Source organism: Spirulina sp. LEGE 11439 (genome assembly GCF_059821285.1).
This window is the reverse complement of sequence record NZ_JCAMRX010000009.1, coordinates 89,523-106,757: the sequence shown is the minus strand read 5'-3', so window position 1 is coordinate 106,757 and position 17,235 is coordinate 89,523. Positions and strand designations below refer to the sequence as shown.

Genomic DNA, 17,235 nt, shown 5'->3' with positions numbered 1-17,235 from the left:
ACTCCCAGAAATTGAATGTTATCCCGGGCAACCCAATCCAGTATTTCTCAATTTGATCGGCAATGCGATCGAGGAGAAATATGTCTTAATCAGCCATTGTAATGTTATAAAGCACGACCAACCACAGCACGCCTTCCGTTATTTTCCGTGTTTCTGCGGAGGCGATCGCGATCGCCTCCTGAGATTTCCGTATAACAACGATGGCGCGACGAATATTGAATTTGCACAATGAACGAGAGAGTCTCAAGCTCTTGGCCTCGGAAAACCCATTCTATTGCAGGAGAGAGCGTCACAGTAAATGCACCCAACGTTTTACGCAATAAGTGCTTGTACTTACGACTCACCGTAAATCAAACGATAACATTCTAGACTTCAATCCTCTATTTAAAGTCGAAGATATTGTTCATTGTTTATTGTTCATTGTTCATTGACATGACACATTCTGCCTTGCGAACCCGCGATATGGAACTATTGGTCGCTTACTCCCGCGATCGCTCTCTTAACCTGCGAAATGAACTGATTGAGTTGAATAGCGGTCTCGTTCGCAAAGTTGCTCATCAACTTTGTCGCCAGTGTAACGAACCTTACGAAGATTTAGAGCAAACGGGATATTTAGGTCTGATTCGCGCGATCGATCGCTTCGATCCCAAACAAGGTCGAGCTTTTAGTTCTTTTGCACTCCCTTACATTCGCGGCGAAATCTTACATTACTTAAGGGATAGAGGCACAACGATCAAAATTCCCCGTCGCTGGCAAGAACTCCACGGGCGATCGCGGAAGATTTGCAAACAACTGAGAAGCGAATTGGGACGCATTCCCCAAGATGCCGAAATTGCTCGCGCTTTGGGAGTCCCTTTGCCCGAATGGCGCGAGTGCAAAATGGCGGTGAAAAATCGCTTATTGCTGAGTTTAGATGCAACCCTAACGCGACAGGTTGATTCAACTGTGACCCTAGCCGATACCCTACCCGACGTTAATATTACTGTCCATCGCGAGCAACGAGAAGAATGTTCGCAATTACGCCATGCGATCGAACAATTGGAAACAAAAACGCAAACAGCCCTCGAGTTAGTCTTTCTCGAAAATCTCACTCGCAAGGAAGCTGCTAAAAAAATTGGCATCAGTCCCATGACAGTGACGCGCTATGTCGATCGCGGCATTCAACAATTAGAATCTTTGTTACAGGTGGCTTAATTGTTGGCTGTTTGAGCGATTTCGTCAGTCCCGAGATAATTTTTCTGACTTGACAATATTCCTATTTAGCAATATAGTTGAATAAAGAGATGAACTCCGAATGTAACTGGGAGAAAAATGCTATTTCGTCAACTCTTTGACTCGGAAACCTATACCTATACCTACCTCATCGCCGATCGCAAGACAGGCGATGCCATTCTTGTCGATTCTGTCCTCGAACAAGTCGATCGCGATCTCAAACTCATTCAAGAATTGAATTTAGTTCTCCGCTATTGCTTGGAAACCCATATTCACGCGGATCACATCACCGGAACCGGAAAGCTGCGAGAACTTACGGGGTGTCTGGGCATCGTGCCGGAAAACGCCGATATCCCCTGTGCGGATCGACAGATTAAAGATGGAGAAATTCTCCAACTGGGAGGAATTGAGATCGAAGCGATCGCCACTCCCGGCCATACCGACAGCCACATGGCCTATCTCGTCAATGGCGATCGGATTTTAACGGGAGATGCCCTCTTTATCCGTGGGTGCGGGCGAACTGACTTCCAAAGTGGTGATGCTGGGACGCTTTATGATACCGTCACCCAACGGTTATTGACATTGCCCGAGGAAACCCTTGTTTATCCGGGTCACGACTATCGGGGTCATACCTTATCTGCAATTGGAGAAGAAAAGCGCTTGAATCCTCGTTTTGTCGGCCGCGATCGCGATGATTTTATCGCCTTTATGACCCATCTCAATCTTCCTAATCCAACAAAGATGATGGAAGCGGTTCCTGCTAACGAACGTTGCGGCAAGATTAATTTTGCTGCCTAATAGAGAGCTTCACTTTTGATCATTTTGTACTGTCAAGGAGACTAAAATAATGATTGTAACTCCTCAAAAATCAACCCCAAAAGTCACGGCGATCGATGCTGCTACGCTGAAACAATGGTTAGACCGAGAAACCGTCACGCTGATCGATGTACGCGAACCTTCTGAATATGTTGGAGAACATATTTCTGGCGCAAAACGAGTTTCTTTATCTCAGTTCGATCCCCTACACATTCCTCAAGAACAAGGAAAAAATCTCGTTTTTTACTGTCGGAGTCAAAGTCGTTCCCGACAGGCAGCAAAACAGTTATTAGCTGCCGGATGGACAGATATTTATGAACTTCAAGGAGGACTCAATGCTTGGAAAGCCGCCAATTATCCCACAAAGATAGATCGCAATGCCCCCATTAGCATTATGCGTCAAGTACAGATTGTTGCCGGATCTTTGGTGCTGGTAGGGACAATTTTAGGGGCATTTGTCTCACCTTGGTTTTTAATTCTCAGTGGCTTTGTCGGGTCTGGCTTGGTCTTTGCTGGAGCGAGTGATACTTGTGCAATGGCAATGTTACTGGCCAAACTTCCTTACAATCAATGAGTTTAAAAAATCGCTAAAGCCTAACTTATCTTACCCTTGAGATTTATATTTTTCAAGGAGATTAATATCATGTTTATTTTGATTTTCGGTTATTTTTTGGCAGTAGCGATCGGATTGAGTTTGGGGTTAATTGGCGGTGGCGGTTCAATTCTCGCGGTTCCAATTTTGGTTTACGTGATGGGAGTTGGCATTAAAGAAGCGATCGCGATGAGCTTATTTATTGTCGGCACTGTCAGTTTAATTGGGGTGATTCCTCACTGGTTTCAAGGGAATGTTAACTTAAAAATTGCAGCCTTATTTGCTCCGGCTGCAATGCTGGGAGCTTATTCAGGTGCGCGTCTTGCTACGTTACCTTTTATTACGGAAACGATTCAATTTGTTTGTTTTGGTATAGTGATGATTGCCGCCAGCATTCTCATGATCGCTCAAAGCCGAAAAGCACCCTCAGAAAAGACACAAAAACAGTCCATCAAATCCCATCATAGTATTAAGAAATGGTTAGCAATTCCTCTTGAAGGATTTGGCGTGGGGGTGTTGACCGGATTTGTGGGTGTGGGAGGAGGATTTGCGATTATTCCTGCTTTAGTGCTGTTAGGTGGCATTCCCATGAAAGAAGCGATCGGAACATCTTTGATCGTGATTGCACTGAAATCAATTACGGGGTTTTGGGGATATGTCGATCAAGTTATGCTGGATTGGACATTGATGTTATTCTTTACGATTGCGGCAAGTTTGGGAACGATCGCCGGGGCTTATTTAACCCAAAATATCGAGGCAAAACACCTACAAAAAGGGTTTGGTTATTTCGTCCTTGCGGTTGCAGTTCTGGTTTTAGTTAAACACTAATTGTGACTTGTTAGGCGCTAGTCAAAGAATAGGGAACTTCTAAGCTATTTTCTGCCATGAGAGCGCGATCGCATAAGATTTCTTGGGGTTTTCCATCGGCAATAATTGTCCCTTGATTGAGGAGGAAAATGCGATCGCAAACTTCTAGGAGTAATTCCAGATCGTGGGAGGAAATTAAGAGGGTTTCGCGAGACTGCTGAAGAAAGTTTATCAGACGACGGCGAGCGCTGAGATCGAGATTGGCGCTGGGTTCGTCATAAAGAATTAGTTGAGGACGCATGGCGAGAATAGAAGCGATCGCAACCATACATTTTTCCCCTCCCGATAGTTCGTAAGGAATGCGATCGCGAAGCTGAGAAGTTCCTGTAATCTGTAATGCTTCTTCAATGCGAATCTCAATTTCTCGAGGGGATAAACCCATATTTTCCACCCCAAAAGCCACATCATCCCACACGGACGCACAAAAAAGTTGATCGTCTGGATTTTGGAAGACAAAGCCAATTTCTGGGCGAAATTCTTGAGTTCGAACGGGTTTGCCAAATAGGTCAATTTGACCGCTTTGAGGAGCTAAAATCCCGCAAATTGATAAAAATAAAGTCGTTTTCCCCGCCCCATTGGGACCGATCGCGCCGACTCTTTCGCCGGGTTGAATTTGGAGGTTTAAATTTTTCCATATGGGCGGGCGATCGGGATAACTAAAGGTAATATTAGTAAGTTCGAGTGCGGCATTTTGAGTCATCAAGAAATAAAGTTAAATAATAGTTTCAGTTTAAATTAAAAACTGCTCCGCCAAAAAAATCAGGGTCAACAACTTGTTAACCCTTTCATCAATTCACAAAATTCAATTCACAAAGCTCGCAAAAAACAAATTACTCTTGTTTTTCAACGCCTCCCATGCGGGCGAGCGGCCAAAAACGTACCGCAGCACGACCGATAATTTTTTCGTGAGGGACAATACCCCAGCACCGGCTATCATAACTATTGTTACGATTATCACCTAAAACCAGATAAGATCCTTCGGGAACAGTGACGGGATCGGCCAGATAAGGCTTATCCGATTGGAAACGACAGATATTGACCTCTGTTGAGTCCTGTCGGGCAATATAGTCTTCATCTAAGGGTTCGCCATCAATGTAAACCTTTTTGTCCTTTAACTCGACAGTTTCCCCGGGTAAACCCACGACGCGCTTAATAAAAGCATCGTGGAAGTTTTGACGCTCGAGGGCATCCGTGGGATTAAACACGATAATATCGCCGCGCACGGGTTTGCGGAAACGATAAGTCATTTTTTCGATCATCAAGCGATCGTTGACCTCAAGGGTCGGTAACATCGACTCTGAAGGAATGTAACGCGCTTCAGCGACAAATTGACGAATGCCGATCGCCAGCACTGCACTCAGGGCGATCGTTTTAAGTGCTTCAACCGAAGTACTTTTTAACCGAGACATAAGCTAATCAATAATCACAGAATTACAACAAAAAATTACGGGTTTGGTGAGAAGAAAAATTTTAGGGGCTAATTTCTCTATCATAGCTTGTACGTCGTTAATTTTAACCTTCCATGTTTTCCGACACCGATCGCTTAATTCGTCAGGCTAATATTCTCCTCCCAGACGGTCATTTTCTCCTCGGAGATGTCCAGATCCGCCAAGGAAAAATTGCTCGCATTGCTGAGAATATTACACCAGAATCCACGGATGATGTCCTTGACGCGCAAGGTTTGACAATGTTTCCGGGGGTTATCGATCCGCAAGTTCATTAAAATTTTTATGGGATCGGCACATGGAGCTTTATTGGTGAGTACAGAAGCCGAGATCGAACCCATTTTTGCGGAAGGAAGGCGCTTAATTGCTGTTCATGCGGAAGATCGGCAGCCCCCAACATTTACAGTTTGGGTGATTGGTTATTGATTATTTATTGTCATGTTCAAACGATGCTTTCTGGCAATTTTTCTCTTGACTTCTGTTGGGTGTCAGTTATTGGCGCAGGAAAGCGATCGCACTCAATACAATTCTCTCGATCCGCAACGATTTCTTTCCTCTCGCCAATTATTCGCTAACCCTCACCCTCGCGAAGTTGCCCTCAGTTTATTTGAGGAATATACTCGAGAGTCAGAAGGCAGAAAATCCGAAGCAATTTCGATTGAGTATCCCAGCCGAGAAATTGCCGTTGTTACGGTAGAAATTGTCGGTTTGGCTGATGATTCTTTGCGAGGTCGTCGCTATCGTTTAGAGTTTCAATGGGATGGCGATCGCTGGCAATTAGACTGGATCGGTTCTCAAGTTCAATGCTGGGAAGGAAGAGGGCATCAAAATTGGGGAAGCGATCGCTGCGTTTAAATTCAACGGTAAAAAATGAGAATTGATACTATATAGACAATAAATTATAATAGAACGACGACAAGAGAAAGGAAATCCTGAAAAACTCATGAAAATGATACAAGTAAAAGGAATGATTAAAGATGGAGAAGTAAAAGCTACATTGCCAGAAGAATGTAGCAATAGCGAAGTAGATATCATTATTGTGGCGAAAGAAGAACCGGACGAATTTGAGCAGCGCCATCAACTTATGCTTGAAAAAGGTTACGATAATCGAGAAAAGATTATGCAATTAATTCGCCAGATTAAGCTAGAAATTCTAAAAGAAAAGGGACGGACATAGAAATGTCTGAATTAGAATGAATTTTTTTGGACACTAATATTTTCATTGTTGGCGATGCGGATAAGCAAAGTCAAGAAAGTAGAATCTTAGAAGCTCTCGGTTATCGAGGAAAAACCAGCATTCTTAAAGCTGAAGTTATTCTTTCTGATGAACTGATAGATCAAATCCGAAGAGTCAGTAAATATTTATATGGTAAGGAGCGAGCCTCTCAACTAATTTCTAATATTTGGCGTTGGTTTAATATTTTTTATGTTCCTTCTACTAGAGATTGGGATGAGGAAAAATTACGATTAATCAATGAAAACACAATTCCTTCGGAAGATATCGAAATTTATCTATCCGCAAAATATGGAAATGCAAATTGTTTTGTGTCTGGAAATCGGGAGTTGCTTAAGGCGATCGCAGATTTTGAGTGTTTAACTGCCGATGATTTTGTAAAGAAATATGTAGAAGGTCAAATGCAATCTTAGAAGAAAAATTATTTATTTTAACATAAAAACCAGACTTCTCATTATATTGATAACGATATATCAATATTCAACATCTAGTGAATACACCCGCTCATCATCCTTCGGATAGATGAGGGGCTTCACTCTCCCATAACGTAGAGAGACTCAATTCCTGAATAGAACGTCGATCGTTGCTCATTGAAAAAGCGGAGAGGGAGGGATTCGAACCCTCGATGAAGTTTAACCCTCATAACTTCTTAGCAGGAAGCCGCTTTCAACCGCTCAGCCACCTCTCCAAGGTCATATTCGATCATTATAGCAATAATTTCCCATATTAACAAGTATTGCAACTTGCATAAATTTTCCTCGTCTCCTCAGAAGAAGGAATAGGAAGACAAATCCATCTCACCAACAGGGAGGTTAAATTTATGTCTCACGAGTCTCATGGAACTTGTTCGGGAACAGAATGTCCAGAATGCCATCGGCATACTGTAATCTCGATCAATGCAACCCTCTGGCGATGTCTGAATTGCGATTTTACGAAGGACTTCTCAAAAAAGAAAGAGGACAAAAAGAAACCGGACAACACTGGGATACTCACTGTAATAGGAGGCTTTGTTATTGCGGCAGTCTGTTTGTTGAGTCTTTAAAATTCCCGAATTTCCTCGGGAGGGTGCATTACCATCTCAACATAACTTTATCTCTTTCAGAGAATTATTCTCTCACAGTAAGATATAAAAAGTATCCATATCTACCCCCTATCATGTTCTCTATTTTTATTCTGACCCATAATGAAGAATTAGATATTGCCGCTTGTATTGAGTCAGCCTTATTATCTGATGATGTAATTATTGTCGATTCTTATAGTAGCGATTGCACCTTAGAAATTGCCCGAGGTTATCCCGTACAAACTGTCTGTCACAAATTTGTCAGTCATGGGCAGCAACGAACGTGGATGTTACAAAATGTTGCGACTCGCCACGATTGGGTGTATATTCTCGAAGCCGACGAACGCATGACACCGGAATTATTTGCCGAATGTTTGCAAGCGATCGAAAATACTGAAAATGTGGGCTATTACGTTGCCGAACAGGTCATGTTTATGGGACATTGGATTCGCCATTCTACTCAATACCCTCGCTATCAATTGCGTTTATTAGAGAAGAATAAAGTTTGGTTTTCTGATTATGGTCATGCAGAACGAGAGGAGTGTCAAGGAAAAACAGATTTGCTCAAGTCCAACTATCCTCATTTTACCTGTAGTAAAGGTTTGAGTCGCTGGTTGGAAAAACACGATCGCTACTCTACCAATGAAGCCAGAGAAACGATCTATCAATTGCAATATCAAAAAGTTCGCTGGAAAGACTTATTTTTCGGGAAGACAGAAATCAAACGACGACGGGCATTAAAAGATTTATCGTTGCGCTTACCTTTTCGTCCTTTAATTCGCTTCTTTTATATGTATTTCGTGTTAGGAGGAATTTTCGACGGGAAAGCTGGGTTAACTTGGTGTATTTTACAGGCTTTTTATGAGTATTTGATTGTTCTGAAAGTGGAAGAATGGCAACACAAAAATGAGCAAGAAAAGTTATTACAAGTTAATGCAACACAAAATAATAATTCAGAGGCCAAATTAAGCGCGATCGCAGCCTCGAATTCAGAAAAAGATATTGCTGCGTAACTTAATCTCTAATTCCTCTAAGGATGGGAAATAATCTCTGTTTCCCGTGAAGCAGCATCTAACCATTCTTGCATGGCCTGAAGTTGCCAAACACTTGCAGCGTAAGATTTTTCGTTATCTGTCAAAGGAACGTCATAAGTAATAAATCGAGAAACAACTGGGGCAAACATGGCATCCGCTAGGGAAAAGTCGCCAAATAAAAAGAGTCCGTCTTTTCCGAAGCGATCGCGACAATTGCGCCAAATGTCTTTAATGCGGATAATATCCGTTTGGACGTTAGGATTCATACCTTCCCCGGGAAAGCGGTTGCGACAGTCCATGGGCATATTTTGCCGCAGGTGCTGAAATCCCGAGTGCATTTCCAGACTAACAGAACGCGCGATCGCCCGAGCTTGGCGATCGCGAGGCAATAATTGCGGAGCAAAGTTTTCCACGATATATTCACAAATTGCCCAAGACTCCCAAATCGTGAGATTATCGTGCAGCAAAACAGGAACTCGTCCGGAGGGAGAGTAAAGGCGAATTTCGCGATGGCTGTCGGGAGTATCGAGAGGAATGCGAATTTCGCTAAATTTCAAGCCAGCTTGTTTCATGGCCAGCCAAGGGCGCAGAGACCAAGAAGAATAATTTTTATTGCCAATAACAAGAGCGAATTGAGTCACGATCGCAATTCAACGTCATACTTTATCTATAATTTTATCATTTGAGGCGATCGCAACGAAACAAACCTTTAATTCTGCGCGGGCAATTCAACCAGTAATGTCATCTCATCTCGTCCGATGACATTCACCCAAACTCCGGGGGACGCATTAATTTCACCTACCCCTCGGGCAAACCACCAAGCCCCGCGAAATTTGACGCGGCCGCGGCGATCGGATTCAATGGGTTCGGTAACAATGGCATTGCCTTTCCAAAGATCGAATTTGCGACCCGAGGGGCGATCTGTTTTCTTAAAGAGGCCAAACATAATGAAATCTCTCCCAATGTTCTGCTGAGTTTAGACAGTATTGACAAATGACGCGATTGCTGTCTTGTTAATCAGTCTTTCTCGAAAAAAGTTTTGTTTCCGGAAATATGCCACTTAAGAATCTGTCTGGGGTTTGAAAATCAGGCGATCGCGTCGGACATTTACAGGCTGGCTTATCTTTAAAGATGCGGGATTAACCTCGGCCAAACAAGATCGGTATGGGGAAAACCCAACACGATCTTACCGATCCACAATCGATCTTGTTTTTTTTGGGATTTTATGTTAGGCAAAGAAATCAATCCAGAAAAATCGGCAAAAATCCCCTAAACTTTGGGACAGGATTGGGTTTTAGCCTTGGTAATCGAACAGCGATCGATTAAACAAGATTGGGTAGAGACGGGATCTTCTGCGAGAGGGGGAGGGGTCTGTCCAAAAATCATCTCGCAACTGAGATCCTCAAAATTGGGAATCATGGTGAGGGGAATGCCAAATTTTTGGGTAAAGAAATCTTGCGTAGGAATCTTACACATATTGACGCACATGCCGACACAACCACTATTTTCTAAATATCTACATTTCTGAATATGAATGCCACTTTTTTGTGTTCTTGTTGCTTCTTCTATCGGAACTTCAACATCTACCACTTGGCAAGATCCCACCAGCCATTGAAAGAAAGTTGCCCCAAACCACGCATTGAGTTCGCAAACCAATTGAGTCGGAGAAAACACAGCACGCACGATCGCGAGGAGTTGTGAGGGAACCAAGGATTGTAAAATAACAGCCACTAATTCTTGCTGTTCTTGGGGGGTGCGACCTCGTACAATCTGTTTGGACAGGTCTACAAAACCGTCATAACCTTTCAGTTGGGTTTCCTTTCCCAAAGCGATCGCTATTTTTCGCGCAACCAAGGCGATAAATAAACGATCGAAGAGATTATCTTTGTAAACTTCCTGTTCGGCAGTCTCCATCCTCAAACTTTGCTTTACGATTTATCTTGTCTCTCTATCATATCGTCGAACGGTTAAGATTTGCGATCGCTATCGTTTCCCACTATAAGCCATACCATAGAAAGAGGAATGATTTTTGGCATTGCAAACCCATGAGCTATTGTATTAATCCCAACTGTTTTCAACCTGAAAATCCTGACGATGGGAATTATTGTCATACTTGTGGTACAACATTAAGGCTCAAAGACCGCTATCGGACGCTGAAACCTTTGGCACAAGGAGGATTTGGGAAAACCTTTCTAGCGATCGATGAAGATAAACCCTCAAAACCCTATTGTGCGATTAAGCAATTTTTGCCTCGTACCACCGAAAAAAGTACCCTTGTCAAAGCAGCAGAATTATTTGCACGCGAAGCTATTCAGTTAGATGAATTGGGCAATCATCCCCAAATTCCTAATTTATTGGCTTATTTTTCTTTGGACGATCGCCAATACTTGGTACAGGAATTTATTGCAGGGGATAATTTAGCCCGGGAAGTGGGTAAATTCGGACCGTTTGAAGAAATTAAAGTTCGCGCTTTACTAGAAAATCTCCTCCCGGTTTTAGCATTCGTTCACGAGAATCAGGTCATTCACCGAGATATTAAGCCAGAAAATATTATTCGCCGCCAATGCGATCGCTTGTTATATTTGGTGGATTTTGGTGCATCGAAAATTATCGATTCAGAAACATTAGAACAAACCGGAACGGCGATCGGATCGGCGGGTTTTGCCGCGCCAGAACAAACGATCGGTCGGGCAACTTATGCCAGCGATATTTATAGTTTGGGAGTAACTTGTATCAGTTTATTAACAGGTTTGCATCCTTTCGAGCTTTTTGATATTCAAGAAGGAAAATGGATTTGGAGACAACATTTAAAAAGTTCTCTTGATGAAGAATTTGGATGTATTTTAGATAAGATGTTAAAGTCAGCCATGAGTCAGCGTTATACGGCAGTCTCGGAAATATTACAGGACTTACAAACGATTCCGACTTCTGTCGATTTAACCTTAGAACAATTGCAAACGCAGTTCACCGGAGAACTTTCGAGTCAAGCGATCGCAGTTCCTCCGCTACAGAATGCGATCGATCGCGAGTTAGAAGAATTACAAGCTGAATATTTGCAAGAAGAGAAAACTAAACATTAAGATTGTTTTCCTTCATAATATTCGTGAGTTAACAAAGGAACAGAGATTAGTTCTCCTGTGCTATCTCCGATTTTAACCTTTAAACCTTCTCCACCGGCTTTTGTTTTTAGATAAGCTAATCCCAAAAAACCATCGGGACTCTCAATGAAACTGGTAATTTTGCCGACCTTCTTGTCATCAATAATAATCGGAGTTTCAGGATCGACAGGTGCATCGAGTTTAATCCCCCATAAACGTTGCTTGACCCCTTTATAGGTATTGAGACGAGCAATTGTTTCTTGACCGATATAACAGCCTTTTTCAAAAGAAATAGTCTGCCATAATCCTGCTTCTAAAGGATTGTATTCTTCTGTTAATTCGGCTTCGGGGAGCGGTCTTCCTTGTTGAATGCGAAGCTGTTCCCAAACGCGATCGCCTGCGGGGATTGCTCCTTTTTGCACCAACTCCTCCCACACTTTCGCCGCACTTTGTACGGGAATTATCAAAGTATAGCCCTTCAATCCTAAACCATTGCCGACAGCAATTCTTATCTCTTCTCCATCAATATTTGATTTAATATGATTGCCTTCTAAATGACTCGATAGCTCTTCCCAATTAAAGTTTTTACCAAAATCTTCACTTCCTTCACCAATGAGGCTAAAAATAGCAAATTCTTCAGAAACATCAGTTAATTTAACGCGATCCATTGGAAATAGATAGCGATCTAACCATTTTATCATCGACTGATTCTGACCGGGAGAAAGTAAGAGCAATAATTCCTCTTCTGTCGCGTAAACTGTCGCGAGATCGATCGTTCTCGCCGTAGAAGTAACAAATACAGTTTGACAGCCTTCTCCGGGTTGCAAGCGCTTAATATCATTGGTACTTTGATTGTGGAGAAACTGAACTCGATCTTGTCCCGTCAGTCGAATCAGTCCAGAATGAGAGCGATCGCACAGTATAACGCCTTGTTTTATTGATTCTAAAACCTTTACATCATTCCCAAAACTCTGAGGAATAGTAGAATTTTCCTCAAAATTTGCCCCTAAACTAATTTGAATATCTCTTAATGTTTGTGTCATTTCCGGAACTGGTGACTGATAATTGGTGACTGGTGACTGGTGACTGGTGACTGGTGACTGGTGACTGATAATTGGTGACTGATAATTGTTGACTGATAACTGATATTAAGATAAATCGGCAAAAATTGCATCTATCAATTGTTTGACTTTATCATCGAGGATATTCCAATCGACTTCTCCTCCTTCATCAAATAAGCGAGAATCGATATCAACTTCGACTTCTCCTTCGGGTTGGAAATGAGAAGGAGGAGGATAGTTAAGAAAACAGGCTTGAAAGCATAAATCCCAGATATCGAAAGTTAGCGATCGCCCTTCATTCGTCAAGCGCAGTCGATGTCCGGGAAAAGGGTCTTGGATATCCTCATAAGTTCCTTTCCAGCGAGAAGTATCCAAATGTTTCCTAATATTATCAATCACGCGAATTAAGGAAGGCTGCATGAGAATTTGGGCTTTCTCCCAATCTTGAGTTGTTTTAAATTTAGGTTTCATTGATTAATATGATTTTGGCTTCGCAATCGCTGTTTCGCCGTAATAGATAGATGTTATGATTTTTAGGCTATATTGAGAAATTTTTCAATAATTTTAAATAAAAATTAATCTTATTCTATTTTTCTCCATTCCATAAAGACACTCTGAACATATCATCAATTATGACGTTTATCAACGAGAACAAATTAGTTCAATCCGTTCGGGAACGATTGAATCGGGTATCCAACAAATTGGACAACGTGTTAAAATATTTAGATTCAGTGGCATACTATCAATCTCCCTAAAATCCTCTCCTTAGACTGTGTTCACCTTAATGGCGCTTTTTCCTAGGGTTATTTTGATACAAAGGGTAGATTTACAAATTTGAGATGCACCCTTTTTTCCGCCATCCTTTCGGCGGCCATATCCTCCGGATCGACCTCATCTTCTAAAAGTTCGTAAGTCATGCCCAAATTACCCAACAAGCGGACGGCGTTTGTTTTTTTTCATTGTGGGAGGACGATAAATTTGAAAACGTGCAGATTCAAGAAAAACAAGATTGTAGTTAGTAGGAAAGGGTCACTCATCATTTAAACTGCAACACTATCGATCGATGTCTGCATCTTCCATTTCAAACAATATGGCTAACTATCATCGCCTGCAACAAGCCTTGAATGTCGGGTTGCGCCGTCAGATCTTTTTTGCGGTCTGCGATAATACCGGACTGAGCGATCGCATTTCTCAACAGTTACATGCTTCCCGGAGCGATCGCCCTTCCCCCTTGGTTAAATTAACCTTAGATGCCAATAATCCCAACTTTCTCGCCGCGATCGCTGCTTTCCTCAAACAAACTCCTCACCCTTCTCCTCACTCCACTTTTGAAATTGTCGGTATTGAAAATCTGACTCGCAAGAATGCAAGCGTTCAACAGCGATTTATTCGCACTCTCAGACGGATCGAACGCCATATAACACAAGTAGAATTCTCTCTATTACTCTGGGTATCTCAACCTTGGTTGAATAATATTCGTCAATCAGTGCCGGAATTTTGGCAATGGCATACAGGAGTCTTTGAATTTACAGGAGAAATCTCGGCTTTGGGGAACGAGAGTGCATTGCAACCATACACCTTGACCGGCAGCAAAACCCCAACCCAGTCGTCTTGTCTCGTCGAAAACAATGGCTCTTCTTCCCTTGTCAAAACAGCCTCTAATGGTGCGAGAACCCGAAATGAGGGAGAATTTCCTTTTGTATCGCTCAAGACCCTCTCCGCCCCCGTTGCGCCTATTCCCAACGTGCCGAAAGCGAAGATTCCCGGGCCTCCTCCTCCCCCGAAACGCCGACCTTTACCACCCCATTATTCTCCAGCAATGGCGGCTCAACATTATTTGCAAATTGCCCATCAACATCGCGATCGCATTGCCAAAGGAGAAGTCGATCGCGACACCCTCACGACAGCGATCCAAGCCTACGAACAAGCGTTACAGTATCGAGAAACTTTTCCCGTCGCCGCAGAAATTTATAACGATCTGGGGAATTTTTATTGGATGCGATCGCGTCGTCCCGATAGTCCAGAACAAGCGTATCCCGATTTAGAACAAGCCCTTGCTATCTACCACGAAGCGATCGCGACGTTGAGCGATCGCGAAGCCATGCCCCAAACCTACGCCATGATCCAGAATAATTTAGGGGCGGCTTATGGGGATATGGCCCGCTATCGAGATTTGCCGGAAAACCTGCGTCAGTCCATTGCCGCTTATGAGGAAGCCCTACACTATCGCACGGCAGCAAATAATGCTTTAAAATACGGTTCGACGCAAAATAATTTAGGGACGGCTTATTGGCATTTGGCGCAACACGAGAACGCCCCCACTAATTTACAAGCCGCGATCGCCGCCTATACCGAAGCGGGAAAATATTACGATCCCCAAGGTGATCCCCTGAACTGGGCGATGATTCAAAATAACTTAGGGACAGCTTATTGGAATTTATCTCAATATGACAACCGAGAAGGACATTTGCGATCGGCGATCGATTGTTACGAACAGAGCCTCATTTATCGCACGGGAGAAAATGCCCCTAGTGCTTGTGCGGCAACGCAAAATAATTTAGGGACGGCTTATTGGCATTTAACAGCAACGGAAGGTTTAGAATCTGTCCTCAAACAAGACTATTTACAACGAGCAGCAGAGGCTTATCAAATTGCCACCAAACTTGCCCATCATCTCGATCGCCAAACTCCCCCCGTGAAAGTTAATTTTAACTTTTTAGGCACTTATAACAATCTCGGCTTGGTTGCGTATCAATTGGGAACGGAGGAGCAATTTCCCCTCTCTAAATCCGAAAAATTACAACATTTGGAAACGGCATTACAAGCTCATTTACAAGCTCTCAGTAATGTTTCTCAAGATTCGGGAAGTTATGAAACCGCGCTCAATTATATTATCCGCACTGTCCGTGCCTTTTACAAACAAGGAGGAATCGCAGGACAAAATCTCGCCCTGTCTCAGGTTCCCGGTCAACTTCTTCCGCAATTACTGCCCAATCTGGGCTAATAAGAATGAATGGTTTAATTGACTAATTTCTGATTGAGAAAGGAAGGAATTCATGCAAAGGATTGTACTGTTTGTATTTTGTATCTGCTGCGTTGTCATGGTGATTATTGGCGATGCGATCGCCATACAGCCGCATTATTCAGACAACAATACTCTTGAACCTCTCTGGATTCAAGCCTATGAATTCGATCGCTGTCTCACACCTCTTTATGTTATTCAGCAAAAGGCTCGCGAAGTAATTATTCAGGATGAATCTACTTTTCAAACCTATCTGAATAATTCGCCAGAATGCAAGGGAATTCCTCTGCCAGACTTGACTAAATGGACGGCGATCGGTCGGCAAGTTAACATTCCGGGAGGATGTTCGCGCTTTCCTCGTTATAATTCTTTTACTGTTCGCGTAACCAAAGATACAAATCGCCGACTTTATTACCATACAGTGGTGAGTGGAATTGGTCCTTGTGCAGGTCATGCCAACCTTACTGCTTGGCATCTCGTTCCTAAATTGCCAGCGAATTATCATGTTGAGTTTCAGCGTTTTATAGAACCCGGCCTCATTATTGAATGTGGATCTGATGAGTTCTAGTTTCCCTCTCTCTGCATTCTCTGTGCTTCTGTGGTGAATTTTCTGAACATTCTAACGTATTCGCGTAGTGCTATAATCTAATTGTTCTTAATTTTTAAATCTGTTCGACGATCGCTAAGTTTTCTCGACATTCTAACCAAGATTGAGGGCGATCGCTCCTGCTTGCGCGTCGGGATGAGCATGAGTAACTTCTGATGCCGCTTGCGCCTCCTCGATCTGGTTCTTGTTGATATCTTTTCACCAATGCTCGGGCTAAATAATCGCGCTCGATCGCGCCAAAGTTCTCCAGAGTTTCGATAATCGCGATCGCCATCACCGTATCGTCGGTATAGTACCAAAAGCGATCGGGGAGCGTGCGAGCATTAATTAGCGATAATGCCGTTTCTTCTGGCAGAAAAAAGCACTGTCCAAAAGCATCTCCCAAAGACAATCCCTCTAAAGAAAGGAGGGCGTTTGTCATTCTCTCATGGCGATCGCTCGTTAAATTTGACATCGATAATCGTGAAACGATCGCATTTCTTATGAACCGTTATTATTACTGTTATTCAGCAACCAAGGACGCACAAAGAGGAAACCCGCCCCAAATGCCGTTAATACCATGAGGGCGATCGCGATCGCCAATAACCAGCCACTAATATCGCCAGAGCTATCGAGCAGGCTAAAACGTCGATTCTTAGAAGGTTCTTCAATCTCGATCGCATATTCCTCATTCCGATCCATCTCTTCAAAAGCCGGTTCGAGAGGAGGAGAAGGGACTGGGGAAACAGGCTGATTTTCTGAGGGAAAATCGGGAATAACAGGTTTTTCGAGTTTTAAGGCTGGATTATCGGGTGCGTGAGGATTCCCTTTAGCTTGCTGAAACGCTTGCACGCATTGAGTGATTTTATCTAACTCCTGTCGCATCAGTTTATTTTGGTTGGTTAACTGATGATTCTGTTGTTTTACTGCTTCTAGTTCGCCTTTGGTCGTTTGTAATTCCTTGGCTAACTCCCGATAGACGCTAATGGGAACGGCGGGACGATAATTTTGCTTACCGTCTGGCGCTTTTCCATTGTCTTGAGTTTTCTGCTTTTCTTGTTGATATTTAAACATTCTCAGTTCTCAACAACACTAATAGGGCAACAATTTAGAGTAATTTTCGAGGTTAAGCACGAGAGAAACCACAGATAAAGTTGCTAAATATTTATCATAAATCAATTCTTTTAATTACTAACGTCATTGCGACA

The 17,235-nt window shown here is 42.8% G+C and carries 22 protein-coding genes, 1 tRNA gene and 2 pseudogenes; 13 read left to right on the top strand and 12 right to left on the bottom strand.

The window, feature by feature from the left end:
* Nucleotides 1–85 precede the first annotated feature (85 nt).
* Entirely contained in the window at nt 86–247 is a 162-nt protein-coding gene (locus AC6RV6_RS09090; RefSeq protein WP_500240519.1) for a hypothetical protein, read from the bottom strand.
* 185 nt (nt 248–432) lie between these two features.
* Between AC6RV6_RS09090 and AC6RV6_RS09085 the strand changes: the two genes are divergently transcribed.
* The 4 genes from AC6RV6_RS09085 to AC6RV6_RS09070 all read left to right on the top strand — a co-directional run bounded on the left by AC6RV6_RS09085 (nt 433) and on the right by AC6RV6_RS09070 (nt 3,448).
* Nucleotides 433–1,194 carry a sigma-70 family RNA polymerase sigma factor gene (locus AC6RV6_RS09085; protein ID WP_500240518.1) on the top strand — a complete coding sequence of 254 codons (762 nt, stop codon included), beginning with the start codon at nt 433–435 and terminating at the stop codon, nt 1,192–1,194.
* A 117-nt stretch (nt 1,195–1,311) separates the two neighbouring features.
* Nucleotides 1,312–2,010: an MBL fold metallo-hydrolase gene (locus AC6RV6_RS09080; RefSeq protein WP_500240517.1), complete on the top strand. Its 699-nt coding sequence runs from the start codon at nt 1,312–1,314 to the stop codon at nt 2,008–2,010.
* 49 nt (nt 2,011–2,059) lie between these two features.
* On the top strand, nt 2,060–2,602 hold the full coding sequence (locus AC6RV6_RS09075; RefSeq protein WP_500240516.1) for a rhodanese-like domain-containing protein: 543 nt from the start codon (nt 2,060–2,062) through the stop codon (nt 2,600–2,602).
* A 69-nt stretch (nt 2,603–2,671) separates the two neighbouring features.
* The gene (locus AC6RV6_RS09070) at nt 2,672–3,448 is read left to right on the top strand and encodes a sulfite exporter TauE/SafE family protein (RefSeq protein ID WP_500240515.1); all 777 of its coding nucleotides are present in this window, start codon (nt 2,672–2,674) and stop codon (nt 3,446–3,448) included.
* Nucleotides 3,449–3,458: 10 nt separating this feature from the next.
* Here AC6RV6_RS09070 and AC6RV6_RS09065 read toward each other — a convergent pair whose 3' ends face one another.
* Together AC6RV6_RS09065 and lepB are read right to left on the bottom strand one after the other, a co-directional pair.
* A complete protein-coding gene (locus tag AC6RV6_RS09065; RefSeq protein WP_500240514.1) occupies nt 3,459–4,187 on the bottom strand; it encodes an energy-coupling factor ABC transporter ATP-binding protein in 729 nt (242 codons plus the stop codon).
* Between the two features lie 130 nt (nt 4,188–4,317).
* Nucleotides 4,318–4,896 carry a signal peptidase I gene (gene lepB, locus AC6RV6_RS09060; RefSeq protein ID WP_500240513.1) on the bottom strand — a complete coding sequence of 193 codons (579 nt, stop codon included), beginning with the start codon at nt 4,894–4,896 and terminating at the stop codon, nt 4,318–4,320.
* Nucleotides 4,897–5,009: 113 nt separating this feature from the next.
* Here lepB and AC6RV6_RS09055 point away from each other — a divergent pair.
* From AC6RV6_RS09055 to AC6RV6_RS09040, 4 genes and pseudogenes are all read left to right on the top strand, one after another.
* A pseudogene (locus AC6RV6_RS09055) lies at nt 5,010–5,319 on the top strand (hypothetical protein); the annotation flags it as partial.
* Between the two features lie 51 nt (nt 5,320–5,370).
* Entirely contained in the window at nt 5,371–5,787 is a 417-nt protein-coding gene (locus AC6RV6_RS09050) for a hypothetical protein (protein ID WP_500240512.1), read from the top strand.
* Nucleotides 5,788–5,875: 88 nt separating this feature from the next.
* The gene (locus AC6RV6_RS09045) at nt 5,876–6,109 is read left to right on the top strand and encodes a hypothetical protein (RefSeq protein ID WP_500240511.1); all 234 of its coding nucleotides are present in this window, start codon (nt 5,876–5,878) and stop codon (nt 6,107–6,109) included.
* A gap of 26 nt (nt 6,110–6,135) precedes the next feature.
* Nucleotides 6,136–6,579, top strand: a complete 444-nt coding sequence (locus AC6RV6_RS09040; protein ID WP_500240510.1) for a PIN domain-containing protein — start codon at nt 6,136–6,138, stop codon at nt 6,577–6,579.
* A gap of 186 nt (nt 6,580–6,765) precedes the next feature.
* Here the strand turns inward: AC6RV6_RS09040 and AC6RV6_RS09035 are convergent.
* Nucleotides 6,766–6,854: transfer RNA gene (locus tag AC6RV6_RS09035), tRNA-Ser, on the bottom strand.
* 467 nt (nt 6,855–7,321) lie between these two features.
* Between AC6RV6_RS09035 and AC6RV6_RS09030 the strand changes: the two genes are divergently transcribed.
* On the top strand, nt 7,322–8,239 hold the full coding sequence (locus tag AC6RV6_RS09030; RefSeq protein ID WP_500240509.1) for a glycosyltransferase family 2 protein: 918 nt from the start codon (nt 7,322–7,324) through the stop codon (nt 8,237–8,239).
* A 17-nt stretch (nt 8,240–8,256) separates the two neighbouring features.
* Here the strand turns inward: AC6RV6_RS09030 and AC6RV6_RS09025 are convergent, their stop codons facing one another.
* The 3 genes from AC6RV6_RS09025 to AC6RV6_RS09015 all read right to left on the bottom strand — a co-directional run bounded on the left by AC6RV6_RS09025 (nt 8,257) and on the right by AC6RV6_RS09015 (nt 10,174).
* Entirely contained in the window at nt 8,257–8,901 is a 645-nt protein-coding gene (locus AC6RV6_RS09025) for a glutathione S-transferase family protein (protein ID WP_500240508.1), read from the bottom strand.
* A 68-nt stretch (nt 8,902–8,969) separates the two neighbouring features.
* Nucleotides 8,970–9,206 carry an NfeD family protein gene (locus tag AC6RV6_RS09020; RefSeq protein ID WP_500240507.1) on the bottom strand — a complete coding sequence of 79 codons (237 nt, stop codon included), beginning with the start codon at nt 9,204–9,206 and terminating at the stop codon, nt 8,970–8,972.
* 323 nt (nt 9,207–9,529) lie between these two features.
* Nucleotides 9,530–10,174 carry a DUF4033 domain-containing protein gene (locus AC6RV6_RS09015; protein WP_500240506.1) on the bottom strand — a complete coding sequence of 215 codons (645 nt, stop codon included), beginning with the start codon at nt 10,172–10,174 and terminating at the stop codon, nt 9,530–9,532.
* A gap of 131 nt (nt 10,175–10,305) precedes the next feature.
* Between AC6RV6_RS09015 and AC6RV6_RS09010 the strand changes: the two genes are divergently transcribed.
* Nucleotides 10,306–11,340 carry a protein kinase domain-containing protein gene (locus tag AC6RV6_RS09010; protein ID WP_500240505.1) on the top strand — a complete coding sequence of 345 codons (1,035 nt, stop codon included), beginning with the start codon at nt 10,306–10,308 and terminating at the stop codon, nt 11,338–11,340.
* Here AC6RV6_RS09010 and ygfZ read toward each other — a convergent pair.
* Genes ygfZ through AC6RV6_RS08995 form a run of 3 tightly spaced genes read right to left on the bottom strand, consistent with a single transcriptional unit; the run spans nt 11,337 to nt 12,890 of the window.
* Entirely contained in the window at nt 11,337–12,401 is a 1,065-nt protein-coding gene (gene ygfZ, locus AC6RV6_RS09005; RefSeq protein ID WP_500240504.1) for a CAF17-like 4Fe-4S cluster assembly/insertion protein YgfZ, read from the bottom strand. The genes AC6RV6_RS09010 and ygfZ overlap by 4 nt on opposite strands.
* Entirely contained in the window at nt 12,398–12,532 is a 135-nt protein-coding gene (locus tag AC6RV6_RS09000) for a hypothetical protein (RefSeq protein ID WP_500240503.1), read from the bottom strand. The genes ygfZ and AC6RV6_RS09000 overlap by 4 nt, the downstream gene beginning before the upstream one ends.
* Nucleotides 12,507–12,890: a hypothetical protein gene (locus AC6RV6_RS08995; RefSeq protein ID WP_500240502.1), complete on the bottom strand. Its 384-nt coding sequence runs from the start codon at nt 12,888–12,890 to the stop codon at nt 12,507–12,509. The genes AC6RV6_RS09000 and AC6RV6_RS08995 overlap by 26 nt, the downstream gene beginning before the upstream one ends.
* Nucleotides 12,891–13,029: 139 nt before the next feature.
* Between AC6RV6_RS08995 and AC6RV6_RS08990 the strand changes: the two are divergent.
* The 3 genes and pseudogenes from AC6RV6_RS08990 to AC6RV6_RS08980 all read left to right on the top strand — a co-directional run.
* Nucleotides 13,030–13,220: pseudogene (locus AC6RV6_RS08990) on the top strand (ISKra4 family transposase); the annotation flags it as partial.
* A gap of 289 nt (nt 13,221–13,509) precedes the next feature.
* Entirely contained in the window at nt 13,510–15,423 is a 1,914-nt protein-coding gene (locus tag AC6RV6_RS08985) for a tetratricopeptide repeat protein (RefSeq protein WP_500240501.1), read from the top strand.
* A 52-nt stretch (nt 15,424–15,475) separates the two neighbouring features.
* Nucleotides 15,476–16,009, top strand: coding sequence for a hypothetical protein (locus AC6RV6_RS08980; RefSeq protein WP_500240500.1), 534 nt, complete (start codon nt 15,476–15,478; stop codon nt 16,007–16,009).
* A 94-nt stretch (nt 16,010–16,103) separates the two neighbouring features.
* Here AC6RV6_RS08980 and AC6RV6_RS08975 read toward each other — a convergent pair whose 3' ends face one another.
* Nucleotides 16,104–16,502: a hypothetical protein gene (locus tag AC6RV6_RS08975; RefSeq protein ID WP_500240499.1), complete on the bottom strand. Its 399-nt coding sequence runs from the start codon at nt 16,500–16,502 to the stop codon at nt 16,104–16,106.
* A 26-nt stretch (nt 16,503–16,528) separates the two neighbouring features.
* Nucleotides 16,529–17,101 carry a hypothetical protein gene (locus AC6RV6_RS08970; protein WP_500240498.1) on the bottom strand — a complete coding sequence of 191 codons (573 nt, stop codon included), beginning with the start codon at nt 17,099–17,101 and terminating at the stop codon, nt 16,529–16,531.
* Between the last annotated feature and the right edge of the window lie 134 nt (nt 17,102–17,235).

Excerpts from the sequence above, each read along its gene's own strand:
- AC6RV6_RS09085 (WP_500240518.1), top strand. The coding sequence starts at position 433 with ATGACACATTCTGCCTTGCGAACCCGCGATATGGAACTATTGGTCGCT.
- AC6RV6_RS09080 (WP_500240517.1), top strand. The coding sequence starts at position 1,312 with ATGCTATTTCGTCAACTCTTTGACTCGGAAACCTATACCTATACCTAC.
- AC6RV6_RS09075 (WP_500240516.1), top strand. The coding sequence starts at position 2,060 with ATGATTGTAACTCCTCAAAAATCAACCCCAAAAGTCACGGCGATCGAT.
- AC6RV6_RS09070 (WP_500240515.1), top strand. The coding sequence starts at position 2,672 with ATGTTTATTTTGATTTTCGGTTATTTTTTGGCAGTAGCGATCGGATTG.
- AC6RV6_RS09065 (WP_500240514.1), bottom strand. The coding sequence starts at position 4,187 with ATGACTCAAAATGCCGCACTCGAACTTACTAATATTACCTTTAGTTAT.
- lepB (WP_500240513.1), bottom strand. The coding sequence starts at position 4,896 with ATGTCTCGGTTAAAAAGTACTTCGGTTGAAGCACTTAAAACGATCGCC.
- AC6RV6_RS09050 (WP_500240512.1), top strand. The coding sequence starts at position 5,371 with ATGTTCAAACGATGCTTTCTGGCAATTTTTCTCTTGACTTCTGTTGGG.
- AC6RV6_RS09045 (WP_500240511.1), top strand. The coding sequence starts at position 5,876 with ATGAAAATGATACAAGTAAAAGGAATGATTAAAGATGGAGAAGTAAAA.
- AC6RV6_RS09030 (WP_500240509.1), top strand. The coding sequence starts at position 7,322 with ATGTTCTCTATTTTTATTCTGACCCATAATGAAGAATTAGATATTGCC.
- AC6RV6_RS09020 (WP_500240507.1), bottom strand. The coding sequence starts at position 9,206 with ATGTTTGGCCTCTTTAAGAAAACAGATCGCCCCTCGGGTCGCAAATTC.
- AC6RV6_RS09015 (WP_500240506.1), bottom strand. The coding sequence starts at position 10,174 with ATGGAGACTGCCGAACAGGAAGTTTACAAAGATAATCTCTTCGATCGT.
- AC6RV6_RS09010 (WP_500240505.1), top strand. The coding sequence starts at position 10,306 with ATGAGCTATTGTATTAATCCCAACTGTTTTCAACCTGAAAATCCTGAC.
- ygfZ (WP_500240504.1), bottom strand. The coding sequence starts at position 12,401 with ATGACACAAACATTAAGAGATATTCAAATTAGTTTAGGGGCAAATTTT.
- AC6RV6_RS09000 (WP_500240503.1), bottom strand. The coding sequence starts at position 12,532 with ATGCAATTTTTGCCGATTTATCTTAATATCAGTTATCAGTCAACAATT.
- AC6RV6_RS08995 (WP_500240502.1), bottom strand. The coding sequence starts at position 12,890 with ATGAAACCTAAATTTAAAACAACTCAAGATTGGGAGAAAGCCCAAATT.
- AC6RV6_RS08985 (WP_500240501.1), top strand. The coding sequence starts at position 13,510 with ATGGCTAACTATCATCGCCTGCAACAAGCCTTGAATGTCGGGTTGCGC.
- AC6RV6_RS08980 (WP_500240500.1), top strand. The coding sequence starts at position 15,476 with ATGCAAAGGATTGTACTGTTTGTATTTTGTATCTGCTGCGTTGTCATG.
- AC6RV6_RS08975 (WP_500240499.1), bottom strand. The coding sequence starts at position 16,502 with ATGTCAAATTTAACGAGCGATCGCCATGAGAGAATGACAAACGCCCTC.
- AC6RV6_RS08970 (WP_500240498.1), bottom strand. The coding sequence starts at position 17,101 with ATGTTTAAATATCAACAAGAAAAGCAGAAAACTCAAGACAATGGAAAA.